This window comes from Ructibacterium sp. SJQ-7, assembly GCF_054696575.1.
In genome coordinates, this window is record NZ_CP195193.1 from 716,196 (window position 1) to 740,931 (window position 24,736).

Genomic DNA, 24,736 nt, shown 5'->3' on the forward strand with positions numbered 1-24,736 from the left:
TGCATTTTTGATTTATAGGAATAAGTTTTTATTTTTACAGTTTAAATAGTATGATTCGCCATCACTCCGTCACTATCGTGACACCTCTACTCAAGGAGAGGCTTTTCGTTGTCCGCCATATTTCACAAAGCTCACCTTGAGGGGAGCTTGCAACATAGTCGTCTGAGGGGTGGCTTTTGTGGGACGTCGTGGTGCCGTCCACTTCTCTCCGTTTTGGGCGACCAATGGTCGCCCCTACAAAGTGTTTCGTGACACCATTCCAACAAAATATATTTCCACACAAAAAAACTCCGACCGAAGTCGGAGTTTTTAATCTAATTAATACCAAGTTTGTGAATCATACTTATCAAGTACGTTTCTGATATTAGCTATTCTTGTTTCTGTATCAATAAGACCGTTATCGTCATAAGCACTTGTTGCCTTTAGCATAGCATCTTCTGCCCAGTGACCGTCAATGTCTACGATTGAATACAATTCAGGAGTTACTGTTGTACCGTCTTGAGCTACAAGACCCATATCTGTACGTCCGATAACATTATTGAACATTTGGCAGAATTCTGCTCTTGTCATTACTCTGTCAGGTTCAAATGTTGTATCACTTGTACCATTCATATAACCGTAAGCAACTACTGTTTCGATATATGACTTATACTGTGAATCAGCAATATCAGTAAATTCAGTTTCGCCTGTCTTTGTCAGTCCCAAACCGTATGCAAGAAGTTTTGCAACTTCGCCTCTTGTAACTGCACCGATTTCAACTGAATCAACACCGTCAAATGCACCCTTTTGAGCAAGATATGCAAGACCTCTTACATACCATGTACCCTCATGCTTTGCAATGTTATCTGTTACAGGATAAACTGTATCTGTTGTACCGTACTTTTGGTCAACCATTCTTGTAATCATAGCTGCAACCTGTTCTCTTGTAACAGCATCGTCAGGAGCCATCTTAACCTCTGCAACCCATTTACCGCCGACTACGTTACCTTCTTCGTCAGTTACGTCTACTCTTTGAATAGCAGGTTCATAACCGAATATATACGCATAGCCAAGGCCTTGAAGATCCACTTCTTCGCCCGGTGTAACAGTCGGAGCAGGTGTAGGCTCTTCAGTTGGTTCCGGTGTTGGTTCTTCTGACGGTACAGGTGTTACGTCAGGAGTTGTATTACCTGCATGACCCCAAATTACCGCACCTTCACCGTAAATATCAAGTGAATTACAGATTAGTTGACCGCGGTTAATACCGTTACCTGATGTTGTACCAATCTTTACATCAGCTTTCGGAGCATATACTGTACCTTCAATATTAGTACCGCCGCCGTAAATGTTGAATGTTTCCGCACTTGTTACAGTGTTACCTACCATATGGCAAGATACTTCATATGAAGTTGCATTGATTGCATTTACATTACCTGTAACTCTTTCGTCAGCATACTGACCGCTGTTTGCAAATCTTACTGTTTCAGCCTTTGTTACAATGTCACCTGTAATCTTACCGTCAAAGTCAAACTTTGATGTTCCGTAAGAATAAATGTCACCCTCAAGAGTAAATGTATTACCGAATGATACAGGTGCGCTGCCAAGAACTATATCACCCTTTGTCGGAGCATTAAATGATAAATTCTGCGGTTCACCGTCATAGTAAATATCCGCACAAATCATAGAGTTTGCACTTGTACTGCCGATTGAAACCCAGCTGTCACCCCATTGACTCGGAACGATAATCCATTTCAAATCGCCTGTACCGAAATCAAATGTACCGTCACCTGTGTCAACTACGTTTACCATAGCCTCACCCGGAGCTTGTGAAATAAGATATGCAGGATTGTCGCCTACTACTTCAATATAACCTTTCTTATCGTTAGCAGTAGAGAATGATAATTGATTAACTTTTACATATACCGGACCGTTTGTTGTATCGATAACAACCTTACCGCCTTGAACGCTTAGTCCGTCAAATGATGTATTTTCTGAAATTGTGTAATATGGATAACCGTTTTCATCGGTAGGAAGACTCGGATACGACCAGGCATTAACACCTACCCAACCTTGTGCAGATGTGTATTCTACATCTTCATAAGCAGGTGTTTCGGGTTTTACAGAATCATCTGTAAGATAAGTATCGGGATAATATGCATCAAGATACTTTGACATATTTTCTTCAACCTTATCCACACCTTTTCTGTTTGTGTCTTTAAGGATTGCAGAATATTCGTCTTGATAGCTTACTTCTTGTGATGAAATTATATCACCGTCAAGATAGTTTTCACCGGCATTGTCAAACTTGACCTGTCCGCCTGCATACACGTCACCCTCAATATTCATTGATTGATGTGCGTTTACCCCATTGAATGCTACAACAGCCGCATTGTCGATTGTAGAAACCTGTGTTTCCGGAATCTGAGCAAAAGCAGACACTGCCATTGTAAGCATTGATCCTGCAACCAAGCAGGAAACCATTTTTTTCATGTTCATAAACCTCTCCCTCTCTCCAGTTATTATAATATCAATATATAGTTATATTAATATTATATACATATAATACCACTCAACATTTATATTTGTCAATATGTTTAAGAATATTTTATAACATAATTTGTCTTTATTTCACCCAGTCAGCCCATTCGTAATCGTTGATTGAATCTTTGATGTAATCCTTAGTAAGTTCCAGTGCAACAATTACATTCAGACACCACTGTGAAGTAAAGTTTGTACTTATCCAGAACATTTCTTCAAGGTTTTCATTATTAAAGTAATTCTTGTAAACACATATATCGAAATTATCTTTCTTGTCCTTGCCTGCCAAAGAATGAATAAGCACTTGCCATACTTGATATGCAAGCTCGGCGTTATTTGTTTCTCTTGCCGCATATCCGCACAAAGCCGATGCCATATACGGATAAACAAATCCGTTGCCGGTCAAAAGACCGTTTGAAATTTTCTTCTTTTCTTCAACCGGCAAGAAGTAAAATTCGCCGTACTGAACAAGCATATCCTTAAACACTTCATCATCTAAAAGTTCCGCAAGTTCAAACCAAGTTTCGGGACCACCCATACAAACGGCAAGGTGTGCACCGCCTGCGGCACTTTCGCCGATATATCCCAAATGACCCGTTTCGGGATCATATTCATAGTTTGAACCCGAAATCATACGCATAGGCGACTTTTTCAAATCATTGATACCCGTAACAATCTTATCTCTGTAATGATTATCGTTATCTCTCTCCCAAGCCGTATACCAGTTTGAGCAATATGTTGACCAGTCAGGACCGCTTCTTGCATGAGTAGGAAGTTTCATTTCTTCTTTCTTATAGAAATATCTAAGCGGATCCATATTAAGCGTTGCATAGTCAGCATCCTTAACATCGTCCATTGCGTCACCTATTCTCGGATCACCGCCCATCAAATAATACAATGCTCTGTGATGTCCTGCCATAGCGATACGCGGTTCTTTACAGGAATCGCCCCAATGCACAACATTATGACGGCTGCCAAGACCTTTCAAATCACCGAAATGGTATATATCAACATCTGCACTGTGACGGCTCATTGCCTCCGCCATAGTGAAAATATCTTCTCTGCCCGAACGCATAAATGCAAGCCACAACCATAATGTCGGTATAAGTTCGGTATTCTGCCAAGCGTAACCGCCCATATCATATCTCCAACAATGACGTTGTGCGTCATATGTGTGCATGATATCGCCGTAATCCCAAAGACCGTACCAATGTCTTTGTTCGACTTCGTTCTCATAAAATGCAAATGCTTTGTCAAGTTCTTCTTCAAGCCACTTTTTAAGCGGTGTATCCTTTGACGGCAAGCTCCATTCACCCATAGCTTTAACTTCGTGATAATATTCAGGAGTCGCAACAAGTACAGACGGTTTCTGTACAGTTTCGGCTTGTTTCATAAGTTCATCGTCCGACGGCACTGTATCATATAAAAACAGTGACATTTCGTTTGTATTCGCAATTCCGTATGCCGACGAGCCTATTTCAGGGAATCCTTCATAATATGTTTGGTCATGTGCAACGGTGTCATAGTGACGCATATCCTGTGCGTCTGCGTCCGGCGGAACAATCCATGCGGTAAGGCTTGCGTTATCCGTACAAAGTCCGTCTGCATAAAGTGATGTAGGATACTTCTCCCAGAAGTTGCGCATACAGAATGCCGTACCTTTTGTTTCGTCCGCAATATACATAAGACCTTTTGAGCGTTTACCCCAATTTGCTTTTATAAATGTACATTCTTCGTGTCCTGTGCGTTTCTTTACTTCAAAACTGTCTGCCGTAACCTGTTGCAAACGATAGCTGTCCCACTTTGTTACATTGTCAATTTCCTCTTTTGTAACCGCATTACCGTTTCTCAAGTCGACCATTTCCGAAAGGTTTACCTTTTCTCCTGCAAGTTGTTTTGAATAAATCGGCTGAATACCGATTGACGGTCCAAGACGTGGTCGCCACAAATTTAAAAGCTGCATTGTTTCGTGCATAACACCGCAGTCGCCTGTTATCTTTATACGTCTGTTATAAAGTTCACCGTCCATTTTTCTTGTAAGCTGAATGCCGACACCTTTTATAAAGTCGGTCTTTTCATTGCCGTCATACAAGAATGTATGGATAATCTTGATTTCATTTTCATCATAGAATACAGAAAATCTGATTATGTAACGCAAGAATTCGCTGCCGTCAATGTTTTTGTGTTCACCCGTAACTTTTACCGTTGTTTTCAAATTACCGCAATCTTCAATTTCGACAGTATTGATTTCTCCTATATACGGTATGCTTTTTCTTATTTCAACGTCACCGTCTTTACTGCGAAGTTCTTTTACGGCTTTTAATGTTACATCACCGTAAGGAGTTTTCATCAAGACCGAACCTTGTTTTGGGAATACCGCTTTAAATTTGCCGTTGTCAACAGTTATCTCGTTTTCTGTTTCATTTGTCTTTATTCCGTCAAAACCGTCATATTTATCCGTTTTGTTTATTTCAACAGTTTCACTGTCTGTTTTGATTGTGTACGAAGTCCATTTTGTTGAACCGTCGGGATAATATGCAATCGGCTTTTCCTGATATGCGATACCGTTTCCGTTTTCGTCATTTATTGAAAATACTGTTTCTTTTGTAACTTCGCCTTTTTTCCAAGGCACACCGAATGTAACATATCCGCCTTTTGAACGGTTTTCAAGCCAATGTAATTTTATGCTGCTCATTTTTCACATCTCCTTATATTCTTGCAACGCCCGATTCTCTTGCTGCTTTTGCAACAGCCTTTGCAACGTTTTCCGCTACACGCTTATCGAATGCGTCAGGAATAATATATTCATCATTAAGTTCATCGTCTTTGATAATATCGGCAATCGCCTGTGCGGCTGCCATTTTCATTTCATCATTAATATCGCTCGCTCTTACGTCAAGTGCACCTCTGAATATACCCGGGAATGCAAGCACATTGTTGATTTGATTAGGAAAATCACTTCTTCCCGTACCTATAACTCTTACGCCTGCCTTTTTTGCAACGTCAGGCATAATTTCCGGAACAGGATTTGCCATAGCAAACACGATTGGGTCTTTCGCCATTTTTGCAACCATTTCTTCCGTAAGAATACCAGGTGCGGAAACACCTATAAATAAATCTGCGTCTACGATTGCCTCATCAAGCTTTACGTCAAGATTGTCCGGATTTGTAAGTTCGGCAAGCTTTGCCTGTTCGCTGTTCATTTCAGGGTTTCCTCTGTAAAGTGAGCCGTACTTGTCGCACATAATTACATTTTTCAAACCTCTTGAAACAAGCAGTCTTGTTATCGCCATACCTGCCGAGCCTGCACCGTTTACAACGGCTTTAATTTCCGTAATATCCTTGCCGACTACCTTTAGAGCGTTAAGCACCGACGCAAGTACAACAACGGCTGTACCGTGCTGGTCATCGTGGAATACAGGAATATCACATTCTTCTCTCAATCTTCTTTCAATCTCAATACATCTCGGAGCGGATATATCCTCAAGATTAACACCGCCGAATGAACCGGCAATCATTTTTACCGTATTTACAATTTCGTCAACGTCCTTTGAACGAACGCAAAGCGGAAATGCGTCAACATCTGCAAACACCTTGAACAATGCACATTTACCCTCCATTACAGGCATACCTGCCTCCGGACCTATATCGCCAAGTCCGAGTACAGCTGTACCGTCCGTTATAACGGCAACAAGATTTGAACGTCTTGTGTATTTATATGACAAATCCACGTCCTTTGAAATTTCAAGACAAGGCTCTGCAACACCCGGTGTGTATGCAACAGAAAGTTCTTCTCTGTTTGTAACCTTTGCTCTTGACACAACTTCAATTTTACCGTGCCAGTCCTCGTGTTGTTTTAGTGCAAATTCTTTTTTATCCATTAGTTTCTCTCCTATTCTATCACTGTGTACAATTATTTTCATTTTATCACAACTCACTCGTACATTCAATACATTTGCATTACTTAATTCATTTATTTTCTTATTTATACAATCTCACCAAACGAGCCTTACTGTTTTTAGCAAAAATATGCACAACAATTAACAAAATAGTTCTTTTCTTTTTGTAAAAAATATTGTATAATATATATGACATAGTATGAGAATATTATATCTATATATATAAATTTCCAAATTTCAAAGGAGAAGATTATTATGATTACTATTACCGGAAAACCAGTATGCAGCGGTGTTGCATTTGGACCTGTGTTTGTTTTCAGCCGTGAGGAAAGCACAATTAAAAGACATCATATCGAAAGCAGTGATGATGAAATCGCTCGTTTTGAATCAGCACGTCAGCAGACAATCAGTGAACTTGCTATGCTTTATGATAAGGCTCTTGCCGAAGTCGGCGAGGCTAACGCAATGATTTTTCAAATTCATCAGATGATGCTTGACGACCTTGATTATATCGAATCAATCAAAAATATAATTACCGACCAGCTTATAAATGCCGAAACCGCAGTTGCACAAACTTGCGACAATTTTGTGCAAATGTTCCGTGCAATGGACGATCCGTATATGCGTGAAAGAAGTGCGGACGTCAAAGACGTTTCGGAAAGACTTATAAAAATTCTTTCGGGTAAGGACAAGGACGGTCTTGTTACGGACGAACCTGTTATAATCATTTCCGATGACCTTGCGCCGAGCGAAACGGTTCAGTTCGACAAGAGCAAAATTCTCGCTTTTGTAACAGAGGGTGGCTCTACAAATTCTCATACATCAATTCTTGCAAGAATGATGAATATTCCCGCAATGATTGGTGCAAAGGGCGTTTTGTCTGCCGATGCAAACGGCAAAAATGCCATTGTTGACGGTTTTACGGGTACGATTTATATTGATCCCGACGAAGCTACAATCAACGAAATGACTAAGAAAAAAGAAGAAATTGATAAACAAAACAAACTTCTTCAACAATTAAAAGGTCGTGAAAGCGTAACAAAAGACGGTCAAAAGATTGAACTTTGTGCAAATATCGGAAGTGTTCTTGATGTCGGCAATGTTTTGAAAAATGATGCCGAGGGTATCGGACTTTTCAGAAGTGAATTTTTATATCTTGAAAGCAACGATTATCCGTCTGAAGACGTTCAGTTTGCCGCATATAAAGATGTACTTTCAAAAATGGTTAATAAACGTGTAATCGTTCGTACACTTGACATCGGTGCAGACAAGCAGGTTGATTACTTTAATATGCCGAAAGAAGAAAATCCGGCTATGGGTATTCGTGCAATAAGAATTTGCCTTCAAAGACCGGATATATTCAAGACTCAGCTTCGCGCTCTATATCGTGCATCGGTATTCGGTAAACTTGCTATTATGTTCCCTATGATTGCTTCGGAATGGGAAATCGTAAAAATACTCGAAATAATTGATGAAGTTAAAGCAGAACTTGACAGTGAGGGCATTGCTTATTCAAAGAATGTTGAACTTGGTTGTATGATTGAAACACCTGCCGCAGCGGTAATCAGTGATATTCTTTCAAAGCACCTGGACTTCTTCTCAATCGGTACAAATGACCTTACTCAATATACTCTTGCCGCTGACAGACAAAATCCCGACATAGGCAAATTCTGTGACACACATCATGTTGCAATTTTAAGACTTATTAATATGATAGTAAAAAATGCTCATAAAAACGGTACATGGGTTGGAATTTGCGGCGAACTCGGTGCAGACCTTGAACTTACCGAAGCATTTCTTGCTATCGGCGTTGACGAACTTTCCGTCACCCCAAGTGCTATTTTACCGATACGTAAAAAGGTTATTGAAACCAATGTTTCTGAAATTAAAGAAAGTGTTTTAGACAAATATTTGAACTAATTTAAAAGCAGACAAAGAAAAAATTCTTTGTCTGCTTTTTTATGTGCTATTTACATTTATATGTCTTTTTATATACTTTGTTGAATTTTGTAATTTGTTGATATATAATACTCTTGTCGGATTAATCCGATGTTAAAGGCAAACTTCATTAACGGTTTTTAACCGGCGGTTATGCCCACTTTTATATTCACAGGCTTTATGCCGAGTTTATGAAAGGGGGTATGCTTATGAAAAGTAAGCATATTGTTACATATGGCAAAGAAATTGCTTTTTGCAGTTTTGATAATTATCGCTATATTGATAATTTTCACCATAAAAGTACAATAGCCGCCCTCTCACCCAGGAACGGCTATTGAATAAATAGTTCTTTTTGGGCATAACCGCTTGAGGTTTGCCTTTTTCTATTTTTATTATATAACTATAAATTAATTTTGTCAACACATAATGCAAAACACAGACTGCATTTTGCAATCTGTGTTTAATATTATTCAAATTAATACATTCCCATACCTGGATCCATCGGAGCGGCAGGAGCTGCCGGTTCAGGAAGGTCTGTTACAAGACTTTCTGTTGTAAGTACCATAGACGCAACAGATGCTGCATTTTGAAGTGCACTTCTTGTAACCTTAACCGGATCAACGATACCTGCCGAAATCATATCAACATATTCTTCAACAAGTGCATTAAATCCCTTACCTGTTTCACAAGACTTAACCTTATCCACGATTACACTGCCTTCAAGACCTGCATTCTTTGCGATTTGCCAAGCCGGTTCTTCAAGTGCTTTAAGTACAATTTGAACACCTGTCTTTTCATCGCCTTCGGTTTTTTCAAGTAGAGCCGCAACAGTAGGAATAACATCAATATAACTTGTTCCGCCGCCTGCAACGATACCTTCTTCAACAGCCGCTTTAGTAGCTGCAAGAGCGTCTTCAATTCTAAGTTTCATTTCTTTCATTTCTGTTTCTGTTGCCGCACCGACTTTAATTACAGCAACACCACCTGCAAGTTTAGCAAGTCTTTCTTGTAGCTTTTCCTTATCAAATTCAGATGTTGATGCCTCAAGTTCACGTCTGATTTGTGCAACTCTGTCTGCAATTGCATTCTTATCGCCTGCACCGTCAACAATAATTGTAAGTTCCTTTTGAATCTTAACTTGCTTTGCTGTACCAAGTTGTGAAATTTGTGTATCTTTCAAATCAAAGCCAAGTTCTTCACTGATTACCTGACCGCCTGTCAAGATTGCAATATCTTGCAGCATTTCCTTACGTCTGTCACCAAAGCCGGGAGCCTTTACAGGTACGCATACGAATGTACCGCGAAGTTTATTAACGATAAGTGTTGAAAGAGCCTCACCCTCAACATCTTCAGCGATAATTACCATCTTTCTGCCTGCTTGCATAACTTGTTCAAGAAGCGGTAAAATTTCTTGAATATTTGAAATCTTCTTATCTGTAATAAGAATGTATGGGTCGTCAAGAACTGCCTCCATTTTTTCTGTATCAGTTACCATATAAGGTGTGATATAACCTCTGTCGAATTGCATACCTTCAACAATTTCAGAATATGTTTCGGCAGTCTTTGATTCTTCAACTGTGATAACGCCGTCTGCTGTTACCTTTTCCATTGCCTCTGCAATTAGCTGACCGATTTCTTCATTAGCAGCTGAAACCGACGCAACTCTTGCAATATCTTCCTTACCATGAACTTTCTTTGCTGTAGAAAGTAGCTTTTCAACAGCCGCGTCAACAGCCTTTTGGATACCCTTTCTTACGATCATAGGGTTAGCGCCTGCTGCAACATTCTTTAGTCCTTCACGAACAAGTGCCTGTGCAAGAAGTGTAGCTGTTGTTGTACCGTCACCGGCAACGTCATTTGTCTTTGTTGCAACTTCTTTTACTAGCTGAGCACCCATATTTTCAAATGGATCTTCAAGTTCGATTTCCTTAGCGATTGTAACACCGTCATTTGTGATTAGCGGTGCACCGAATTTCTTATCAAGAACAACATTTCTGCCCTTCGGGCCAAGTGTGATTTTAACTGTATTTGCAAGTTGGTTGATACCGCTTTCAAGAGCGTGTCTTGCGTCCTGTCCGTATTTAATTTGTTTAGCCATAATAATAACCTCCTAATATATTAGTCTACTATTGCAAGTATGTCGCTTTGACGAAGAATTGTATATTCCTCACCGTCAACCTTGACTTCTGTACCTGCATATTTTGAAGTAAGTACCTTATCACCAACGGAAACTTCCATCTTAACTTCCTTTCCGTCTACAACACCGCCGGGACCTACTGCAACGATTTCAGCCACCTGTGGCTTTTCCTGTGCCTTTGAAGTAAGGATAATTCCGCTCTTTGTCGTTTCCTCTGCTTCAAGCATTTTTATAACAACTCTGTCTGCCAATGGTTTGATGTTCATTATATATTACCTCCTAAAATTTTAATCAAGTTCATTGTTAGCACTCACACTTCTTGAGTGCTAACAATGCTATTATGTTCTTTTTTGCTCTATTTAGCAAAGTCCGTTTTTTTAATATATTGCTATATTTACTCTTATTTTCTTTATTTTTCTTTTTATTACGTTCAATATCTCCCTTTTGGTGTTTTAACAAATTGTTCATAAACTTAATACTGCTTTAACTTACGAAGTTTTCAAACATCTGTTGTGCCTCATCAAGATTATCAAATTCAACACCTTTTTTGAGTTCATCAATATCCTCGCTCGGAAATACATTTTCGCTTATTTCCTCACTCAAAATTGCTGTTTTATTATCCCCTACACATTTATTAATTTGAAGTAAACCGTTCTCAACCTTAACTTCATATACTGTAGTTTTTACATCATTTGCATTCACCTCTTCAACCGCCGCAACTGTAGGCATAGGAGTCGGCACACTGTCGGACACACCTATTCTGCCGATAGCGTATCCGCCTCCGAAAAACAACGCTACAAGTAATACATATGACGAAACAATAAGTGTATTCTTTAAAATTTTCATAATTTATTCCTCATTTCTTTTAATATTTTTTCTTAAATTATTCCCTTTTGTCCCATTTTTATACTTTGCATAAGACTTTGAAAAATAAATGTTGCAAATTTATGCAATTTAGGATATAATTAAAGTATGCAATTATCTTTAAAGAAAGATTGAGGCTTTTAACAGCCCCGAAATCAAAGTAGACATACTCTCACATTTTGTCTACAATCTTAATAAAAAAGATAGGAGAAAATATTATGGCTGATAATAACAGAAGAAACAGACCAAGCTCCGGATATGGCTCAAATGATAATTTCAACTGGGAAGAGTATGATATGAAAACTTCGTCAGCTTCAGGCGCTCCAAGACGTCGCAGACAAGCGGCATCCACAAAGCCTACAAGATCACCGCAGGCAAGTTCTTCATCATACAGAGAAGTACCGTCAAGGCGCCGAACTCAAACAACTTCCCGCAGTAAGAAAAAGCAAAAAAAGCAGCTTACTCCGAAACAGATTCAATTCAGGAAACGCTTACGGCTTACATTCTTTGTTGCGATTTTTGTGGTAGTTGTAATTGTATCCGGTATGGGCATAGGAATGTATGCCGCAGTATCACGTGAAATTAAAGATATGAATATTCAAACTCTTGCTTTGAATTATTCTTCATTTATATATTACGAAGATGCCGCCGGCAATCCGCAGGAACTTGAACAAATACAATCCGATTTTAACCGTATATGGGTAGATTCGTCGCAAATACCTCAAGTTATGAAAGACGCTATCGTTTCAATCGAGGATGAACGCTTCTACAAGCACCACGGTGTTGATATAAAACGTACACTCGGTGCAACGGGTAAATGGGTACTTTCAAAAGTCGGTATCGGCTCGTCAAACTATGGCGGTAGTACGATTACTCAACAGGTTATAAAAAATATAACCAATGAAAAAGAAAATACACCTTCGCGTAAGGTCAAAGAAATGATGCGTGCGGTTGCACTTGAAAAACAGCTTACAAAAGACGAAATACTTACAATGTATCTGAATATCGTATATTTCGCTAACAACTGTAACGGTGTTGAGGCTGCCGCAAACACTTACTTTAACAAAGACGCAAGCGACCTTACCCTTGCCGAAGCGGCATCAATCGCAGGTATAACACAGTTCCCATCAGAATACGATCCGTTTGTACATCCGGATAAGAATATCGAAAAACGTAATCTTGTACTCGGCAAAATGCGTGAACTCGGTTATATCACAGACGCTGAATATGCAGAGGCATCAGGCAGTGACCTTGTTGTAAGCAACGCTTACAGGCAAAATCAAGGACGTATTACTTCATACTTTGTTGACCAAGTTGTAAATGACGTTATCGCCGACCTTATGACTCAAAAAGGTTACTCGGAAGATTTTGCAACCCAACAGGTATACAACGGCGGTTTGAAAATTTATTCAACAATGGATCCCAACATTCAAAATATAATGGAAGGCATATTTACCAATACGTCTAACTTCCCTTATACAGGCAAGGGTGCTCAATCGGCAATGATTATAATTGACCCTTACACAGGTAAAATTCGCGGTCTTATAGGCGGTCTTGGCGAAAAGACTGATATTCGCGGTTGGAACAGAGCCACTCAATCAAAACGTCAACCGGGTTCATCAATCAAACCGCTTTCGGTTTACGCACCGGCGGTTGATATGGGTAAAATCACAGAAGTTGACACCGTTACAGACGAAGAAATAACAATCGGCAACGACAAGTGGAAACCAAAGAACTCATACAACGACTTCTTAGGCGATATGACAATTAAAGAGGCGGTTGCACGTTCGGCAAACATTCCTGCCGTAAAGGTATTGGATATGGTCAACCTTACAAACTCATTCAACTACCTACAAAACAAATTCCACATCACAACACTTGAAGAAAAAGATAAAAACTACAGTTCTCTTGCACTCGGCGGTCTTACACAAGGTGTAACCGTTGAAGAAATGGCAGGAGCATACTGTACATTCGTAAACAGCGGTAAATATATTAAGCCGTATACTTACACAAGAGTACTTGATTCAACAGGTCAAGTTATTCTTGAAAACACATCAAGCACAAGTCAGGCTATCAGTCCTGCGGCAGCATACATTACAGCTGATTTACTTTCGGGCGTTGTAAACAGCAGCGTCGGTACAGGTAAAGGCGCAAAGCTTGACTGCGGTATTTCAACATACGGCAAAACAGGTACAACCGATGATGACTGTGATAAGTGGTTTGTTGGTTTCACACCGTATTATGTAGGTGCTTGTTGGTATGGTTTCGATACTCCCGCATCAATTTCAGCGGCAGGTGTTTCGGGCAATCCGACAGTTACCGCATGGAATCTTGTAATGGAAAAAATTCACGAATCGCTTAACCCTAAAGAAATCACAAAGCCAAGTAATGTTGTTGAGGCACAGGTATGCGAATACTCCGGTATGCTTGCAACTGACACCTGCCCTACCACAACCGCTTACTTCGTTGAAGGAACACAGCCAAAGGCATATTGTGACGCATCACACGCAAGCAGACGTAATAAACCAACGCAAACACCTCTATCAACGGTTGCACCGGTTAATACTCCAAGCGTTATGCCTACAGTAAATCCTGCGGCTTCGGAAACGCACGAAAATCAAAACGGCAATAATTCAAATACATCTTCAGGTATAAATTCGGGTTCTTCGTCAAGTACTAACAGCGGTTCTTCGTCAAGTACAAATTCGGGTACTAACAGTGGTTCTTATGATACAAATTCGGGCAGCAGTACTTCGTCAAATTCGGGCGGAACTGATTACGAACAAGGCAATACAGGCTCATCTGAAAGCGAAAATACAGCAGGCGGAGCAGAAGAAGATACTTCATCGGAAGAATAAGACAGCAAAAATGAGGCTTTTTCAAAGCCTCATTTTTTGTTACTGATTCAGATTTTATAAACAGATATACCCCTACACAATGAAAAAAGGTTATCGGCATTTTAGCCGATAACCTTTTTATATGTAGCCGTCTATGCTACATAACACGTTATTTTTCTATCCATATTAAAACCTCCCATATTTTCGATAATTAAGAGGTTTTTAAAATCCGCCGAGTCCGAAACTTATTGACAATGCATTATTAACACTTGCCATAAGTCCGTCATCTATACGGCCTATTTTCTCTCGTAATCTTCTTTTGTCAATCGTCCTGATTTGCTCAAGCAATATCACAGAATCCTTATTAAGTCCGTAATCCTTTGCAGCAAGTTCGATATGCGTAGGCATTTTCGCCTTATTAATTTGGCTTGTTATAGCCGCCGCAATCACCGTAGGACTGTATTTATTACCTATGTCGTTCTGTATAACAAGTACAGGTCTTATACCGCCTTGTTCACTTCCGACAACCGGGCTTAAATCGGCGTAATAAATATCTCCTCTTTTCACAATCAATTTACTCACACTCCGTCAGTTTTTCCTCACACAGCGAAAGACTTTCGTTATCCGCCTCCAAACACATTTGTGCCAGTTCAAGATTTATATCCGCCATTTCCTTATAACCTTTTTCAAGTTCGGCTACAAGTTTATTTTTATCGGATTTTTTGATTTGTGACAAAGCAATCAGGCCCCCTTTTTCAGTTTTCAAGATAACCGTTTATCAACTACATAAGGTAGTTTAATACCTTCACCGCCTTTCCGTCTTTTGTATAAATTCTCGGGATACGCTTACCTATTACGCATGACACCTCGTAGTTTATTGTTTCAAGCCACTCGGCCAAATCGTCAACGGTTACTCCTTCACGTCCGAATATGATTACTTCATCGCCTTTATCAATATTATGGACATTTGTAACATCAATCATACATTGGTCCATACAAATTCTTCCGATGATAGGAACTTTTACGCCGTCAACAATCATCTTACCATGCTTTGCAAGCTTTCTTAAATATCCGTCAGCATAACCGATAGGTACTGTTGCAATTTTGGTTTTCTTATCGGTTATGTACTCTTTTCCATAACTTACCCCTCTGCCCGGTTCAACTTCTTTTATATGTGTTATTGTTGATTTTAGCGTCATTGCGGGAATTAGGTCAAGTCTTGACTTATCCACTTCGTCAGACGGATACATTCCGTACAAAATAACACCCGGACGCACCATATCAAGGTGCATTTCAGGGTACATCATTATTGCGGCACTGTTGCAAATATGCTTAATCGGAATATTAAGTCCTTTTTCTTCAAGTCTGTTGCAAACATCCATAAAACGTCCGTATTGCAAAAGTGTATACGATTTATCGTACTCGTCAGATGTTGCAAAATGTGAGAATATACCTTCAATTTCAATATAAGGCAGTTTTGATATTTTTATAATTTCGTCTACAATTTCTTCATTATTTTCTCCGGCAAGAAAACCTATACGGCTCATTCCTGTATCAATTTTGATATGAATTTTCGTAACCTTTTCTTTTCTTTCAGCCTCATAAGAAAGTGCTTTTGCAAATTCATATGTGAATACGCTCGGCGTTATATCAAAATTGATTAAATCTTCAACAGTTTCTTCACCGCTTGCGCCAAGTATCAAAATCGGCACGGTTACGCCACGGCTTCTAAGCTGTTTACCCTCCTGCAAAACCGCTACGGCAAGACGGTCTGCGCCGTTTTCAAGGAGCGTTTTTGCAACCTCCAAAAATCCGTGACCGTATGCATCGGCTTTTACTACCGCCATTATTTTTGCATTCGGATTTGTTATCTTTCTTATTTCCTTTATGTTATGAGCTATTGCGTCAAGGTCAACCTCTGCCCAAGTTCTTTTATCCATTGTTATACTACTCCCTTTCCGAAAGAAAATCATCCACATTACTGCGAGAGATTTAATTCAGTTCTTCTTAATTATAGCATATAGCCATTTAATTTTCTACTTGTAATATTTGTCTTAAAGCACACGGAATACACTCCATAACTTTAGATGCGGTTACGGACTCGATTCCATACTTGTCTTTGGCAATATCACCCGCCAAACCGTGTATGTACACCGCCATAGCTGACGCAACGGTTTCGTTTATACCTCTTGATACAAGTGACGCAACCGTTCCGGCAAGCACATCACCGCTGCCGCCTGTTGCAAGACCTGAATTGCCTGTAATATTAATATATTGTTCTCCGTCCTGACCTGTTACAATCGTATGATGTCCTTTTAAAATCAAAGTGACTCCGTTTTCCTCCGCAAACTCCTTTGCGGTAACAAGTCTGTTATCCTCAATATATTCTCTCTCAAGTCCCGTTAAACGTGACATTTCAACCGTATGCGGTGTAAATATCACAGGGCAAGTGCAACTGCTTAAAGCCTTCATATTTTCCGCTACGGCATTTATTCCGTCTGCGTCGATTATAACGGGAACTTTTGAATATTCAAGCACACTTTCAACAACTTCCGAAACATCGTCACATCTTCCCAATCCCGGGCCTATAAGCACCGTATCAGCCTTATCAACTCGTTTTAAAATTTCATCAATCGCCCCGGCAGAAATACGTCCGTTTTTGTCGCTTAACGGCACTGTCATAACTTCTGTCGTTTTTGCCTCCATGGCACCGTTAAGACTGCTCGGTACTGCAAGCGTAACAAGTCCGCTGCCTGTTGTAACGGCGGTTTGTGACGACAAATATGCCGCCCCTGTCATTCCGGCAGAACCTGCTATAACAAGTACCTTACCGTAATCGCCTTTCTGCGAATTGTTTTCACGTTTAGGGAAATTTGAACGCACAAATTTATCGTCAATTACGTTAATTTTCAAATTCTGTCCGTCAATTATATAGTCCGGAATTGAAATATTCTTAACCGCTGCCTTTCCCACATAATCAGCCGCAGGGAACATAAGCATACCGACTTTGTAAGCCGCAAAAGTCACTGTTTTGTCAGCCTTTATACATACTCCGCAAATTTCGCCGCTGTCGGAATTAATTCCGCTCGGAACGTCAACCGCCATTATATACTTTGCGTTATCGTTAATTTCACTTATAACGTCATAACTTATTCCGCGTACAGTTCCACTTATGCCTGTTCCGAAAATTGCGTCAACAATTATGTCATACGAACGCACTATATATTTCAAATCCTCTATATCGGAAATGACATCAATGTTGATATTCATTCTCTTGATTATATCAAAATTAATTTTTGCGTCGCCTTTAAATTCATTTCCGCATACCAAATAAACCGCCACATCAATGCCCATATTGTACAGATGTCTTGCGATTGCGAAACCATCACCGCCGTTATTGCCTTTTCCGCAAAATACTGCGACCGATTTTTCCGAAAGGTTTGCAAAGTCGTTTTTTAGTTCTTCCACACAAGCCATAGCGGCATTTTCCATAAGCACAATACTCGGTATTCCGCCGATTTCGCTTGCCGCCTTGTCCACACCTCTCATTTCAGAGGCAAAACACGCTTTCATATTTTAGTCCTCCATTACAAATACATTTCTCGGATTAAATCTCTTGATTGATTCAATCATCTTTGATGTAGGCTGGAACAATACTCTGTAATTTTCACTGTCTTGGCTGTAATCAACAAAGTAAACATTACCTCTCGCCTTATCGCCCGTAACGTCAAAAGTTTTGCTTACTGTTACGTTTTTATAATCGTGATTATGCTCATTATCATTGATATTCGCACAAATATTTATTTCTTTAAAGTCAAAGCTCGCAATTCTTTTTCTTGCTTTCTTTGACATAATCTTATCAATATCAATTTCGCTGTTTGTAAGTATATATTCGTACTCAATATTTTGCATACTCATAAGCAAATACGCACCGTACCACGCAAATGCTATAATCACAAGTCCGATACTAAATGAAAATGAACCGAATTGAGTGCCCGAAAGTGCAGTAGCCGTTGCAAAAATAAGTAATAGCAAAGCCAGCGATACAATAATCGCCGCAAAAATTATAACTGCGATAATCGCCTTTTGTCCGCCTGTCTTTTTCTTCTTTAGTATGTATTCCAAATATATATCATTCATCATAGCAATCTGTTACCTTTCTTATATTTAATTCATTTTCTTCAACTTATCATACAGATTTTTCAATGCACGTCCGCGATGACTGATTGAATTTTTTTCTTCGTCACTGCTTTCGGCAAATGTTTTACCGAGTTCGTCAGACAAAAATATCGGATCATATCCAAATCCGTTTTCACCCTTAGGCTCTTTTGTTATCGTGCCTTTTACTTCACCCTCAGCGGTTATTTCCGTACCGTCAGGCATTATAAACGCTACCGACGTCACAAACTTTGCTCTGCGGTTTTCGTTGTCGCCGAGTTCCGTTAAAAGTTTGTTGATTCTGTCCTCGTCCGTTGCATTGTCACCGGCATATCTTGCACTTCTGACACCCGGCGCACCGCCTAGTGCCTCAACGCATATGCCTGAATCATCCGCAAGGATAGGATAATCGCAAACCATAGCAACCGCTCTTGCCTTAATAAGTGCGTTTTTTACAAACGTGTCACCCGTTTCTTCCACATCAACATCAATTCCAAGCTCTTGTTGTGATACGATTTCAATGTCAAGCGGTGCAAGAATTTCTTGCATTTCTCTTATTTTCCCTTTGTTTTTTGTTGCAGCTATTACCTTCATAAGACTGCCTCCGTAATTTAATTATTTCTCTAAATATTCTACTACATATAGCGTTTTTTTTCAAGGTCTAAATAGAAAATTACACAATTTGAGTACAAAAAATGCACTCCGTAAAGAGTGCATTTTCATGACTGTCGCCATTATTTTTACTTGCTTAGTTCTTCATCTATTGCAGCAGCTGCGGCTTTACCAGCACCCATTGCAAGAATAACTGTTGCGGCACCTGTTACAACGTCACCGCCGGCGTATACATGGTCTTTTGAAGTTTTACCTGTTTCCTCATCAGCAATGATACAACCTCTCTTATTTGTATCAAGACCTTTTGTTGTCTTTCTGATAAGTGGGTTCGGAGTTTGACCGATAGCTACAACTACTGTATCTACGTCAATAATTTCTTCACTGCCCTCGATAGGAACAGGACGTCTTCTGCCACTGTCGTCAGGCTCGCCAAGTTCCATCTTGATAACTTCCATACCGTTTACCCAACCGTCCTCGTTGCCAAGAATCTTTGTCGGATTTTGAAGAAGTTTAAATTCGATACCTTCTTCTTCTGCGTGGAATACTTCTTCCGCTCTTGCAGGAAGTTCTTCCTTACCACGTCTGTAAACGATATATACATTTTCAGCACCAAGACGCTTTGCCGATCTTGCAGCGTCCATAGCAACGTTACCGCCGCCAAGAACCGCAACATTTTTACCTACATATACAGGTGTATCGTATTCAGGGAACTTATAACCCTTCATAAGATTAATTCTTGTTAAGAATTCATTTGCACTGTATACACCGTTAAGGCTTTCGCCCTCGATACCCATAAAGTGAGGCAAACCTGCACCTGAACCGATATATACCGCATCAAAATTCATTTCGTCAAACAATTCGTCAACAGTAAGTGTCTTACCGATAACTACGTTAGTTTCGATGTCAACGCCCATTTCCTTTAGGTTAGAGATTTCCTTTTGCACAATATCCTTTGGAAGTCTGAATTCAGGAATACCGTACATCAAAACGCCGCCTGCTGTATGGAATGCCTCGTAAATTGTTACTTCGTAACCCTTTTTAGCAAGGTCGCCCGCAACTGTAAGTCCTGAAGGACCGCTTCCTACAACTGCAACTCTCTTACCGTTTGAAACAGGCTTTTCAATTTCTTCCTTGACATTCTTCATATGCCAGTCGGCAACAAATCTTTCAAGTCTGCCGATACCGACGCTTTCGCCCTTGATACCTCTTACACACTTTGATTCACACTGCTTTTCCTGCGGACATACTCTGCCGCAAACAGCAGGAAGTGCATTTGTTTCCTTAATCTTCTTATAAGCGTTTTCAAATTCACCCTTTGCAACAAATGCAATAAATTCAGGGATTTTAACGCTTACAGGACAGCCTTGCATACAAGGCTTATGTTTACAGTTAAGACATCTCTGTGCCTCGTCTATTGCCATTTCCTCAGTATAACCTGTTGTTACTTCAAGGAAATTCTTGTTTCTTACATTAGGACATTGCTCCGGCATCGGATTTTTGTCCATTCTCATATTTGGCATATTAAAAATCCTCCCTTAATCAGTCTTGATGATTGGTTCTGCCTATTCTGCAGTGACCTTCTTTACATGATTTTTCTTCGTAATCCTTAAACATTCTGCCACGTTTCATAGCAGTATCCCAGTCAATCTTGTGACCGTCAAAGTCAGGACCGTCCACGCAAGCGAACTTTGTTTCGCCGCCGACTATTACACGGCAGCCACCGCACATACCTGTACCGTCAATCATAACAGGGTTCATTGAAACTGTTGTAGGAATGTTGTATTGCTCTGTCAGCTTACAGACAAATTTCATCATTACAAGCGGACCGATTGCGATTACTTCGTCAAACTTTTCGCCTGCTTCGATTTCTTTTTTAAGCATATCTGTAACAAAACCTTGATTTCCGTTTGAACCGTCGTCTGTTGCAACGATAAGTTTGTTTGAAACTTTCTTTAGTTCATCTTCAAGAATAACTAAATCCTTGTTTCGAAAACCTGTGATAACCGTTACGTCGGCACCAAGGTTATGAAGTTTCTTAGCCTGCGGATAAGCGATAGCTGTACCAAGACCGCCGCCGATAACCGCAACTTTCTTTAGACCTTCAAGCGGTGTAGGTGTTCCCAAAGGTCCGGCAAAGTCAAGAATTTCTTCGCCTTCTTCAACCTGTGCAAGGTCCTTTGTTGTCTTACCTACGATTTGTACGATAATTGTAACTGTTCCCTTTTCTCTGTCAAAATCTGCGATTGTAAACGGAACTCTTTCGCCGTATTCATCAATTCTCAAAATGATGAACTGTCCCGGCTCTGCTTTCTTCGCAACCAATGGAGCCTCAACCTCCATTAAAAAGATTTGCGGATTAAGCACATTCTTTTTAACTACTTTGTAAGCCATTATATCACCTCTTAAATTTAGTTCAATACATTAAAATATTAATACATATATGTTATCATATCATAACTTTACTGTTTTTTCAATAATTTTACGAAAGTTTTTCGATAAAAGCCCTCATATCTTCTGCCATTTCGTCTTTAAACTCCATTATTTGACCTGTTATCGGATGCGTAAAGCAAAGATAGCACGAATGTAACATCTGCCTTTTGGCAATATTATGGTCCTCCGTTCCGTAAAGCCAGTCGCCTACAAGCGGATGACCGATATATGCCATATGCACACGAATTTGATGCGTACGCCCCGTTTCAAGCTCCATTTCAAGCAATGTATACTCTCCGTAACGTTTTACAACTCTGTAATGTGTTACAGCTCTCTGTCCGTCAGGTGCTACAATTCTGTTTATAACACTTCCGTCGGCACGTCTTATCGGTGCGTCAACCGTTCCGTCACGTTCTACATCACCGCACACGATACACATATATTTTCGTTTCAATTCTTTTTTCTGTATTTCTTCACCCAATCTTGCGTGTATGTATGAATTTTTTGCAACAGCCATAAGTCCCGAAGTATCTTTATCAAGACGGTTTACCGCACGAAAAACTCTTTCCTCGCCCTTGCTTTTGTAATAATACATCACACCGTTTGCAAGCGAATTTTCGTAATTTCCCATTGACGGGTGAGTCGGCATATTCGACGGTTTGTTTATAACAAGCACGTCCTCGTCTTCATACACAATATCAAGCGGAATATCGGTAGGCACAATATTTTCGGACGCAGTGTCACGAATTGTTATTTTTAAAATATCGCCCTTTGCCGCCAAATCCACAACACGTTTGTGTTCTCCGTTTACCTGTATTCCCTCTTTGTATTTCTTTAAGTCCTTAATCAGATTGGTTGAAATTTTAAAATGCTGTTTTAAAACAGTCGTTATATTCGCTCCGTCATATTCTGACGGAATTTCATATTCAAGTACTCTGTCCATCAGTTGTTAAACCCGTTTAAAAGTCTTGTCGCATATGACGCGTCAACCATTTCCCAACCGAAGCTATACGGTTTCATACCCGATTCAAGAAGTTGTTTATGGATTGTGTCGTATGTTTCTTTAGGCACTTTTGATGTGTATGTTTGATTTTCGATTGTGTCGTATATCATAAATTCTATCACTTCATCCTGACACTTTCCGAAACGGCAAACTCTCTGCTCCGCCTTTTCCAAGTCCTGCGACAATACCATAAGTTTTATAACCTCCATAGTCTTGTCGTTCATATCGTTATCAAAGATAAGAATTTTTTCAAGCAATTCATTATAATCGGTTACAAAACGTAAATTATACCCCTCAAGTTTGTCAAGTTCGCCAGATTCTTTTGACGATTTCTGAACATTGTCAAAAAGCTGACTTTTCAAAACAACATCGTCACAAGGTGAAAATGAAATCATAAGACGCTTATCTTCATCGTGATAAAGCATAGGTGTAGGCATAAGTGCCGAGTACGAACAAGACGGACAACGGAACATATTCACCTTACCCGTAAGCAAGTCATGCTTTAAATCTTCACTGTCCTTAACCGTAATCGAGTTCCATACAGTAACTTCACTCATTTGACTGCACTTAGGGCATTTTACATTTTGCTTTAAATTAAGACTCATATTTTTATTCCTTTCTAATCATTTTATCAGCAGCAACCATTATTCCGAGTTTTGCGCTTTCGTATGTCAAACCGCCTTGCATATATGCAATGTACGGCGGTTTTATAGGTGCGTCAGCCGATAATTCTATCGACGCACCCTGTACAAACGCACCTGCCGCCATAATTACCTGTGACGAATATCCCGGCATATCCCAAGGTTCAGGTGTAACAAAGCTGTCCACCGGTGCACCTTTTTGTATTCCCTGACAAAATGCTGTAACTTTATCGGGATCACCGAATTTTATTGATTGAATTATATCGTGTCTGATTTCGTTAGGTTTTGGGTCAACCTCAAAGCCGAGTTTTTCAAAAACCGCCGAGCAAAGCACTGCTGCTTTTAAAGCCTGTGACACAACGTGCGGTGCCATAAACAAGCCTTGATACATCTGTCTGTTAAAACCGAGTGACGCACCTGCCTCCTTGCCGATTCCGACAGAAGTAAGACGGTATGCGCAAAGCTCTACATACTTCTGTTTACCTGCAATATATCCGCCGGTCGGAGCAAGTCCGCCGCCCGGATTTTTTATAAGTGAGCCTGCTATAAGGTCTGCACCGTATGCGGTAGGCTCTTCCGTTTCGACAAATTCACCGTAACAGTTGTCAACTATACAAATAGTTTCAGGCGAAATTTTCTTTACAAATTCTATAAGTGCGCCTATATCCTTTGCACTGTATGTCGGACGCCAGCCGTAACCCTTTGAACGCTGTATTGTAACGGCTTTTACATTCATATGAGTAAGAGTAAATTTAATCTGTTCAAGGTCAGGTGTTCCGTCATGCTTTAAATCAATCTGAACATATTTTACACCGAAATCTTTAAGTGAGCCGTTGCCCGCCTCACCTTGTATTCCGATTACTTCTTCAAGCGTGTCATACGGCTTGCCTGTTATCGAAACAAGTATATCATTCGGTCTTAAAACAGCAAAAAGTGCGGTTGAGATGGTATGCGTACCAGATATGAAATTGTGACGTACAAGTGCGTCCTCCGCACCCATAATATCCGCATATACTCTGTCAAGCGTATCTCTGCCCAAATCGTCATAACCGTAGCCTGTCGTAGCAACAAAGTGACTGTCAGATACACGATTGTCCGCAAATGCTTTCATAACTCTAAGCTGATTTATTTCACAAATATTCTCTATATGCTTAAACTGCTCTTTGATACTCTCCTCCGCCTCACTTACCAATTTAAGCGTCTTGTCCGATATACCGAAATTATCTTTTATAAATTTATTCTTATCCATAAGTAAATATGTCCTTTCAAAGCTTTATACTAACCTATTAATTATATCACTTATAATTTTTTCCGTCAATCATTATTTATTGGTCTTGTAAAAATTGCACTAATATGGTATAATAAAAATATCTATATTAAGGAGTTGAAATTAATATGATTACTATAATAGCAAAATTCAACGTACTTAACGGCAGTGTTGACGAATTCAAAAAATGTGCTGTCAATGTAGTGCGTGACACACGCAAGGAAAAAGGCAATCTTGCGTACAAGATATACCAAAGCAGAGAAGATGCAACAAAATTTACATTCATCGAAGAATGGCTTAACGACACTGCAATAGAGCAGCACAACAATGCAAAGCATTTTCTTCAATTTCTTGAGGACATCAAACCGCTTACAGATGGTGACGTTCAAATCGAACAGCTTACAAAAGTACCGTCTGTATTCTGCTGATTGAG

General features: G+C 39.8%; 20 protein-coding genes. 3 read left to right on the forward strand and 17 right to left on the reverse strand.

Features of this window, described 5'->3' with window-relative positions; genetic code table 11:
• Nucleotides 1–318: 318 nt before the first annotated feature.
• The 3 genes from ACSAMO_RS03170 to ACSAMO_RS03180 all read right to left on the reverse strand — a co-directional run bounded on the left by ACSAMO_RS03170 (nt 319) and on the right by ACSAMO_RS03180 (nt 6,398).
• Nucleotides 319–2,475: an S-layer homology domain-containing protein gene (locus ACSAMO_RS03170; protein ID WP_499209836.1), complete on the reverse strand. Its 2,157-nt coding sequence runs from the start codon at nt 2,473–2,475 to the stop codon at nt 319–321.
• A gap of 127 nt (nt 2,476–2,602) precedes the next feature.
• Nucleotides 2,603–5,212, reverse strand: coding sequence for an exo-rhamnogalacturonan lyase family protein (locus ACSAMO_RS03175; protein ID WP_499209837.1), 2,610 nt, complete (start codon nt 5,210–5,212; stop codon nt 2,603–2,605).
• A 13-nt stretch (nt 5,213–5,225) separates the two neighbouring features.
• A complete protein-coding gene (locus ACSAMO_RS03180) occupies nt 5,226–6,398 on the reverse strand; it encodes an NAD(P)-dependent malic enzyme (protein ID WP_022230491.1) in 1,173 nt (390 codons plus the stop codon).
• 273 nt (nt 6,399–6,671) lie between these two features.
• On the opposite strand from ACSAMO_RS03180, the gene ptsP reads away from it, so the two are divergent.
• The gene (gene ptsP, locus ACSAMO_RS03185; RefSeq protein ID WP_147513655.1) at nt 6,672–8,336 is read left to right on the forward strand and encodes a phosphoenolpyruvate--protein phosphotransferase; all 1,665 of its coding nucleotides are present in this window, start codon (nt 6,672–6,674) and stop codon (nt 8,334–8,336) included.
• Between the two features lie 493 nt (nt 8,337–8,829).
• Here ptsP and groL read toward each other — a convergent pair whose 3' ends face one another.
• The 3 genes from groL to ACSAMO_RS03200 all read right to left on the reverse strand — a co-directional run bounded on the left by groL (nt 8,830) and on the right by ACSAMO_RS03200 (nt 11,337).
• The gene (gene groL / locus ACSAMO_RS03190) at nt 8,830–10,452 is read right to left on the reverse strand and encodes a chaperonin GroEL (RefSeq protein WP_499209838.1); all 1,623 of its coding nucleotides are present in this window, start codon (nt 10,450–10,452) and stop codon (nt 8,830–8,832) included.
• Between the two features lie 20 nt (nt 10,453–10,472).
• Nucleotides 10,473–10,757, reverse strand: a complete 285-nt coding sequence (locus tag ACSAMO_RS03195) for a co-chaperone GroES (RefSeq protein WP_022230488.1) — start codon at nt 10,755–10,757, stop codon at nt 10,473–10,475.
• A gap of 217 nt (nt 10,758–10,974) precedes the next feature.
• Nucleotides 10,975–11,337, reverse strand: a complete 363-nt coding sequence (locus tag ACSAMO_RS03200; protein WP_118446186.1) for a hypothetical protein — start codon at nt 11,335–11,337, stop codon at nt 10,975–10,977.
• A gap of 236 nt (nt 11,338–11,573) precedes the next feature.
• Here ACSAMO_RS03200 and ACSAMO_RS03205 point away from each other — a divergent pair, with 236 nt between their 5' ends.
• Nucleotides 11,574–14,213, forward strand: coding sequence for a transglycosylase domain-containing protein (locus tag ACSAMO_RS03205; protein ID WP_118446187.1), 2,640 nt, complete (start codon nt 11,574–11,576; stop codon nt 14,211–14,213).
• Between the two features lie 201 nt (nt 14,214–14,414).
• Here the strand turns inward: ACSAMO_RS03205 and ACSAMO_RS03210 are convergent, their stop codons facing one another.
• The 11 genes from ACSAMO_RS03210 to ACSAMO_RS03260 form a co-directional block, all read right to left on the reverse strand.
• On the reverse strand, nt 14,415–14,765 hold the full coding sequence (locus tag ACSAMO_RS03210; protein ID WP_022230485.1) for a type II toxin-antitoxin system PemK/MazF family toxin: 351 nt from the start codon (nt 14,763–14,765) through the stop codon (nt 14,415–14,417).
• A 1-nt stretch (nt 14,766) separates the two neighbouring features.
• A complete protein-coding gene (locus tag ACSAMO_RS03215) occupies nt 14,767–14,928 on the reverse strand; it encodes a hypothetical protein (protein ID WP_308456228.1) in 162 nt (53 codons plus the stop codon).
• 46 nt (nt 14,929–14,974) lie between these two features.
• Nucleotides 14,975–16,132, reverse strand: a complete 1,158-nt coding sequence (gene alr / locus ACSAMO_RS03220; RefSeq protein WP_499209839.1) for an alanine racemase — start codon at nt 16,130–16,132, stop codon at nt 14,975–14,977.
• Nucleotides 16,133–16,220: 88 nt separating this feature from the next.
• A complete protein-coding gene (locus ACSAMO_RS03225; RefSeq protein WP_412322116.1) occupies nt 16,221–17,765 on the reverse strand; it encodes an NAD(P)H-hydrate dehydratase in 1,545 nt (514 codons plus the stop codon).
• Nucleotides 17,766–17,768: 3 nt separating this feature from the next.
• Entirely contained in the window at nt 17,769–18,335 is a 567-nt protein-coding gene (locus ACSAMO_RS03230) for a DUF6106 family protein (RefSeq protein WP_499209840.1), read from the reverse strand.
• A gap of 24 nt (nt 18,336–18,359) precedes the next feature.
• Nucleotides 18,360–18,944: an XTP/dITP diphosphatase gene (locus tag ACSAMO_RS03235; protein ID WP_412274148.1), complete on the reverse strand. Its 585-nt coding sequence runs from the start codon at nt 18,942–18,944 to the stop codon at nt 18,360–18,362.
• 146 nt (nt 18,945–19,090) lie between these two features.
• Entirely contained in the window at nt 19,091–20,482 is a 1,392-nt protein-coding gene (gene gltA, locus ACSAMO_RS03240) for an NADPH-dependent glutamate synthase (RefSeq protein ID WP_117966945.1), read from the reverse strand.
• Nucleotides 20,483–20,501: 19 nt separating this feature from the next.
• Nucleotides 20,502–21,353: a sulfide/dihydroorotate dehydrogenase-like FAD/NAD-binding protein gene (locus ACSAMO_RS03245; protein ID WP_117966948.1), complete on the reverse strand. Its 852-nt coding sequence runs from the start codon at nt 21,351–21,353 to the stop codon at nt 20,502–20,504.
• Nucleotides 21,354–21,441: 88 nt separating this feature from the next.
• Nucleotides 21,442–22,335 (reverse strand): RluA family pseudouridine synthase, encoded by an 894-nt coding sequence (locus ACSAMO_RS03250; protein ID WP_412322119.1) that lies wholly within the window; start codon nt 22,333–22,335, stop codon nt 21,442–21,444.
• Nucleotides 22,335–23,000, reverse strand: coding sequence for a CpXC domain-containing protein (locus tag ACSAMO_RS03255; protein WP_022229357.1), 666 nt, complete (start codon nt 22,998–23,000; stop codon nt 22,335–22,337). Before ACSAMO_RS03255 ends, ACSAMO_RS03250 begins: the two co-directional genes overlap by 1 nt.
• A gap of 4 nt (nt 23,001–23,004) precedes the next feature.
• Nucleotides 23,005–24,285, reverse strand: coding sequence for a methionine gamma-lyase family protein (locus tag ACSAMO_RS03260; protein ID WP_499209841.1), 1,281 nt, complete (start codon nt 24,283–24,285; stop codon nt 23,005–23,007).
• A gap of 146 nt (nt 24,286–24,431) precedes the next feature.
• Between ACSAMO_RS03260 and ACSAMO_RS03265 the strand changes: the two genes are divergently transcribed.
• Nucleotides 24,432–24,731, forward strand: a complete 300-nt coding sequence (locus ACSAMO_RS03265) for a putative quinol monooxygenase (protein ID WP_022229355.1) — start codon at nt 24,432–24,434, stop codon at nt 24,729–24,731.
• Nucleotides 24,732–24,736 lie beyond the last annotated feature (5 nt).

Bases quoted from the DNA above. Each gene is read 5' to 3' on its own strand.
- ACSAMO_RS03170 (WP_499209836.1), bottom strand. From the start codon at position 2,475: ATGAACATGAAAAAAATGGTTTCCTGCTTGGTTGCAGGATCAATGCTT.
- ACSAMO_RS03200 (WP_118446186.1), bottom strand. From the start codon at position 11,337: ATGAAAATTTTAAAGAATACACTTATTGTTTCGTCATATGTATTACTT.
- ACSAMO_RS03245 (WP_117966948.1), bottom strand. From the start codon at position 21,353: ATGGCTTACAAAGTAGTTAAAAAGAATGTGCTTAATCCGCAAATCTTT.
- ACSAMO_RS03235 (WP_412274148.1), bottom strand. From the start codon at position 18,944: ATGAAGGTAATAGCTGCAACAAAAAACAAAGGGAAAATAAGAGAAATG.
- groL (WP_499209838.1), bottom strand. From the start codon at position 10,452: ATGGCTAAACAAATTAAATACGGACAGGACGCAAGACACGCTCTTGAA.
- ACSAMO_RS03180 (WP_022230491.1), bottom strand. From the start codon at position 6,398: ATGGATAAAAAAGAATTTGCACTAAAACAACACGAGGACTGGCACGGT.
- ACSAMO_RS03175 (WP_499209837.1), bottom strand. From the start codon at position 5,212: ATGAGCAGCATAAAATTACATTGGCTTGAAAACCGTTCAAAAGGCGGA.
- ACSAMO_RS03230 (WP_499209840.1), bottom strand. From the start codon at position 18,335: ATGATGAATGATATATATTTGGAATACATACTAAAGAAGAAAAAGACA.
- ACSAMO_RS03250 (WP_412322119.1), bottom strand. From the start codon at position 22,335: ATGGACAGAGTACTTGAATATGAAATTCCGTCAGAATATGACGGAGCG.
- ACSAMO_RS03260 (WP_499209841.1), bottom strand. From the start codon at position 24,285: ATGGATAAGAATAAATTTATAAAAGATAATTTCGGTATATCGGACAAG.
- alr (WP_499209839.1), bottom strand. From the start codon at position 16,132: ATGGATAAAAGAACTTGGGCAGAGGTTGACCTTGACGCAATAGCTCAT.
- ACSAMO_RS03195 (WP_022230488.1), bottom strand. From the start codon at position 10,757: ATGAACATCAAACCATTGGCAGACAGAGTTGTTATAAAAATGCTTGAA.
- ptsP (WP_147513655.1), top strand. From the start codon at position 6,672: ATGATTACTATTACCGGAAAACCAGTATGCAGCGGTGTTGCATTTGGA.
- ACSAMO_RS03255 (WP_022229357.1), bottom strand. From the start codon at position 23,000: ATGAGTCTTAATTTAAAGCAAAATGTAAAATGCCCTAAGTGCAGTCAA.
- ACSAMO_RS03225 (WP_412322116.1), bottom strand. From the start codon at position 17,765: ATGAAAGCGTGTTTTGCCTCTGAAATGAGAGGTGTGGACAAGGCGGCA.
- gltA (WP_117966945.1), bottom strand. From the start codon at position 20,482: ATGCCAAATATGAGAATGGACAAAAATCCGATGCCGGAGCAATGTCCT.
- ACSAMO_RS03205 (WP_118446187.1), top strand. From the start codon at position 11,574: ATGGCTGATAATAACAGAAGAAACAGACCAAGCTCCGGATATGGCTCA.
- ACSAMO_RS03265 (WP_022229355.1), top strand. From the start codon at position 24,432: ATGATTACTATAATAGCAAAATTCAACGTACTTAACGGCAGTGTTGAC.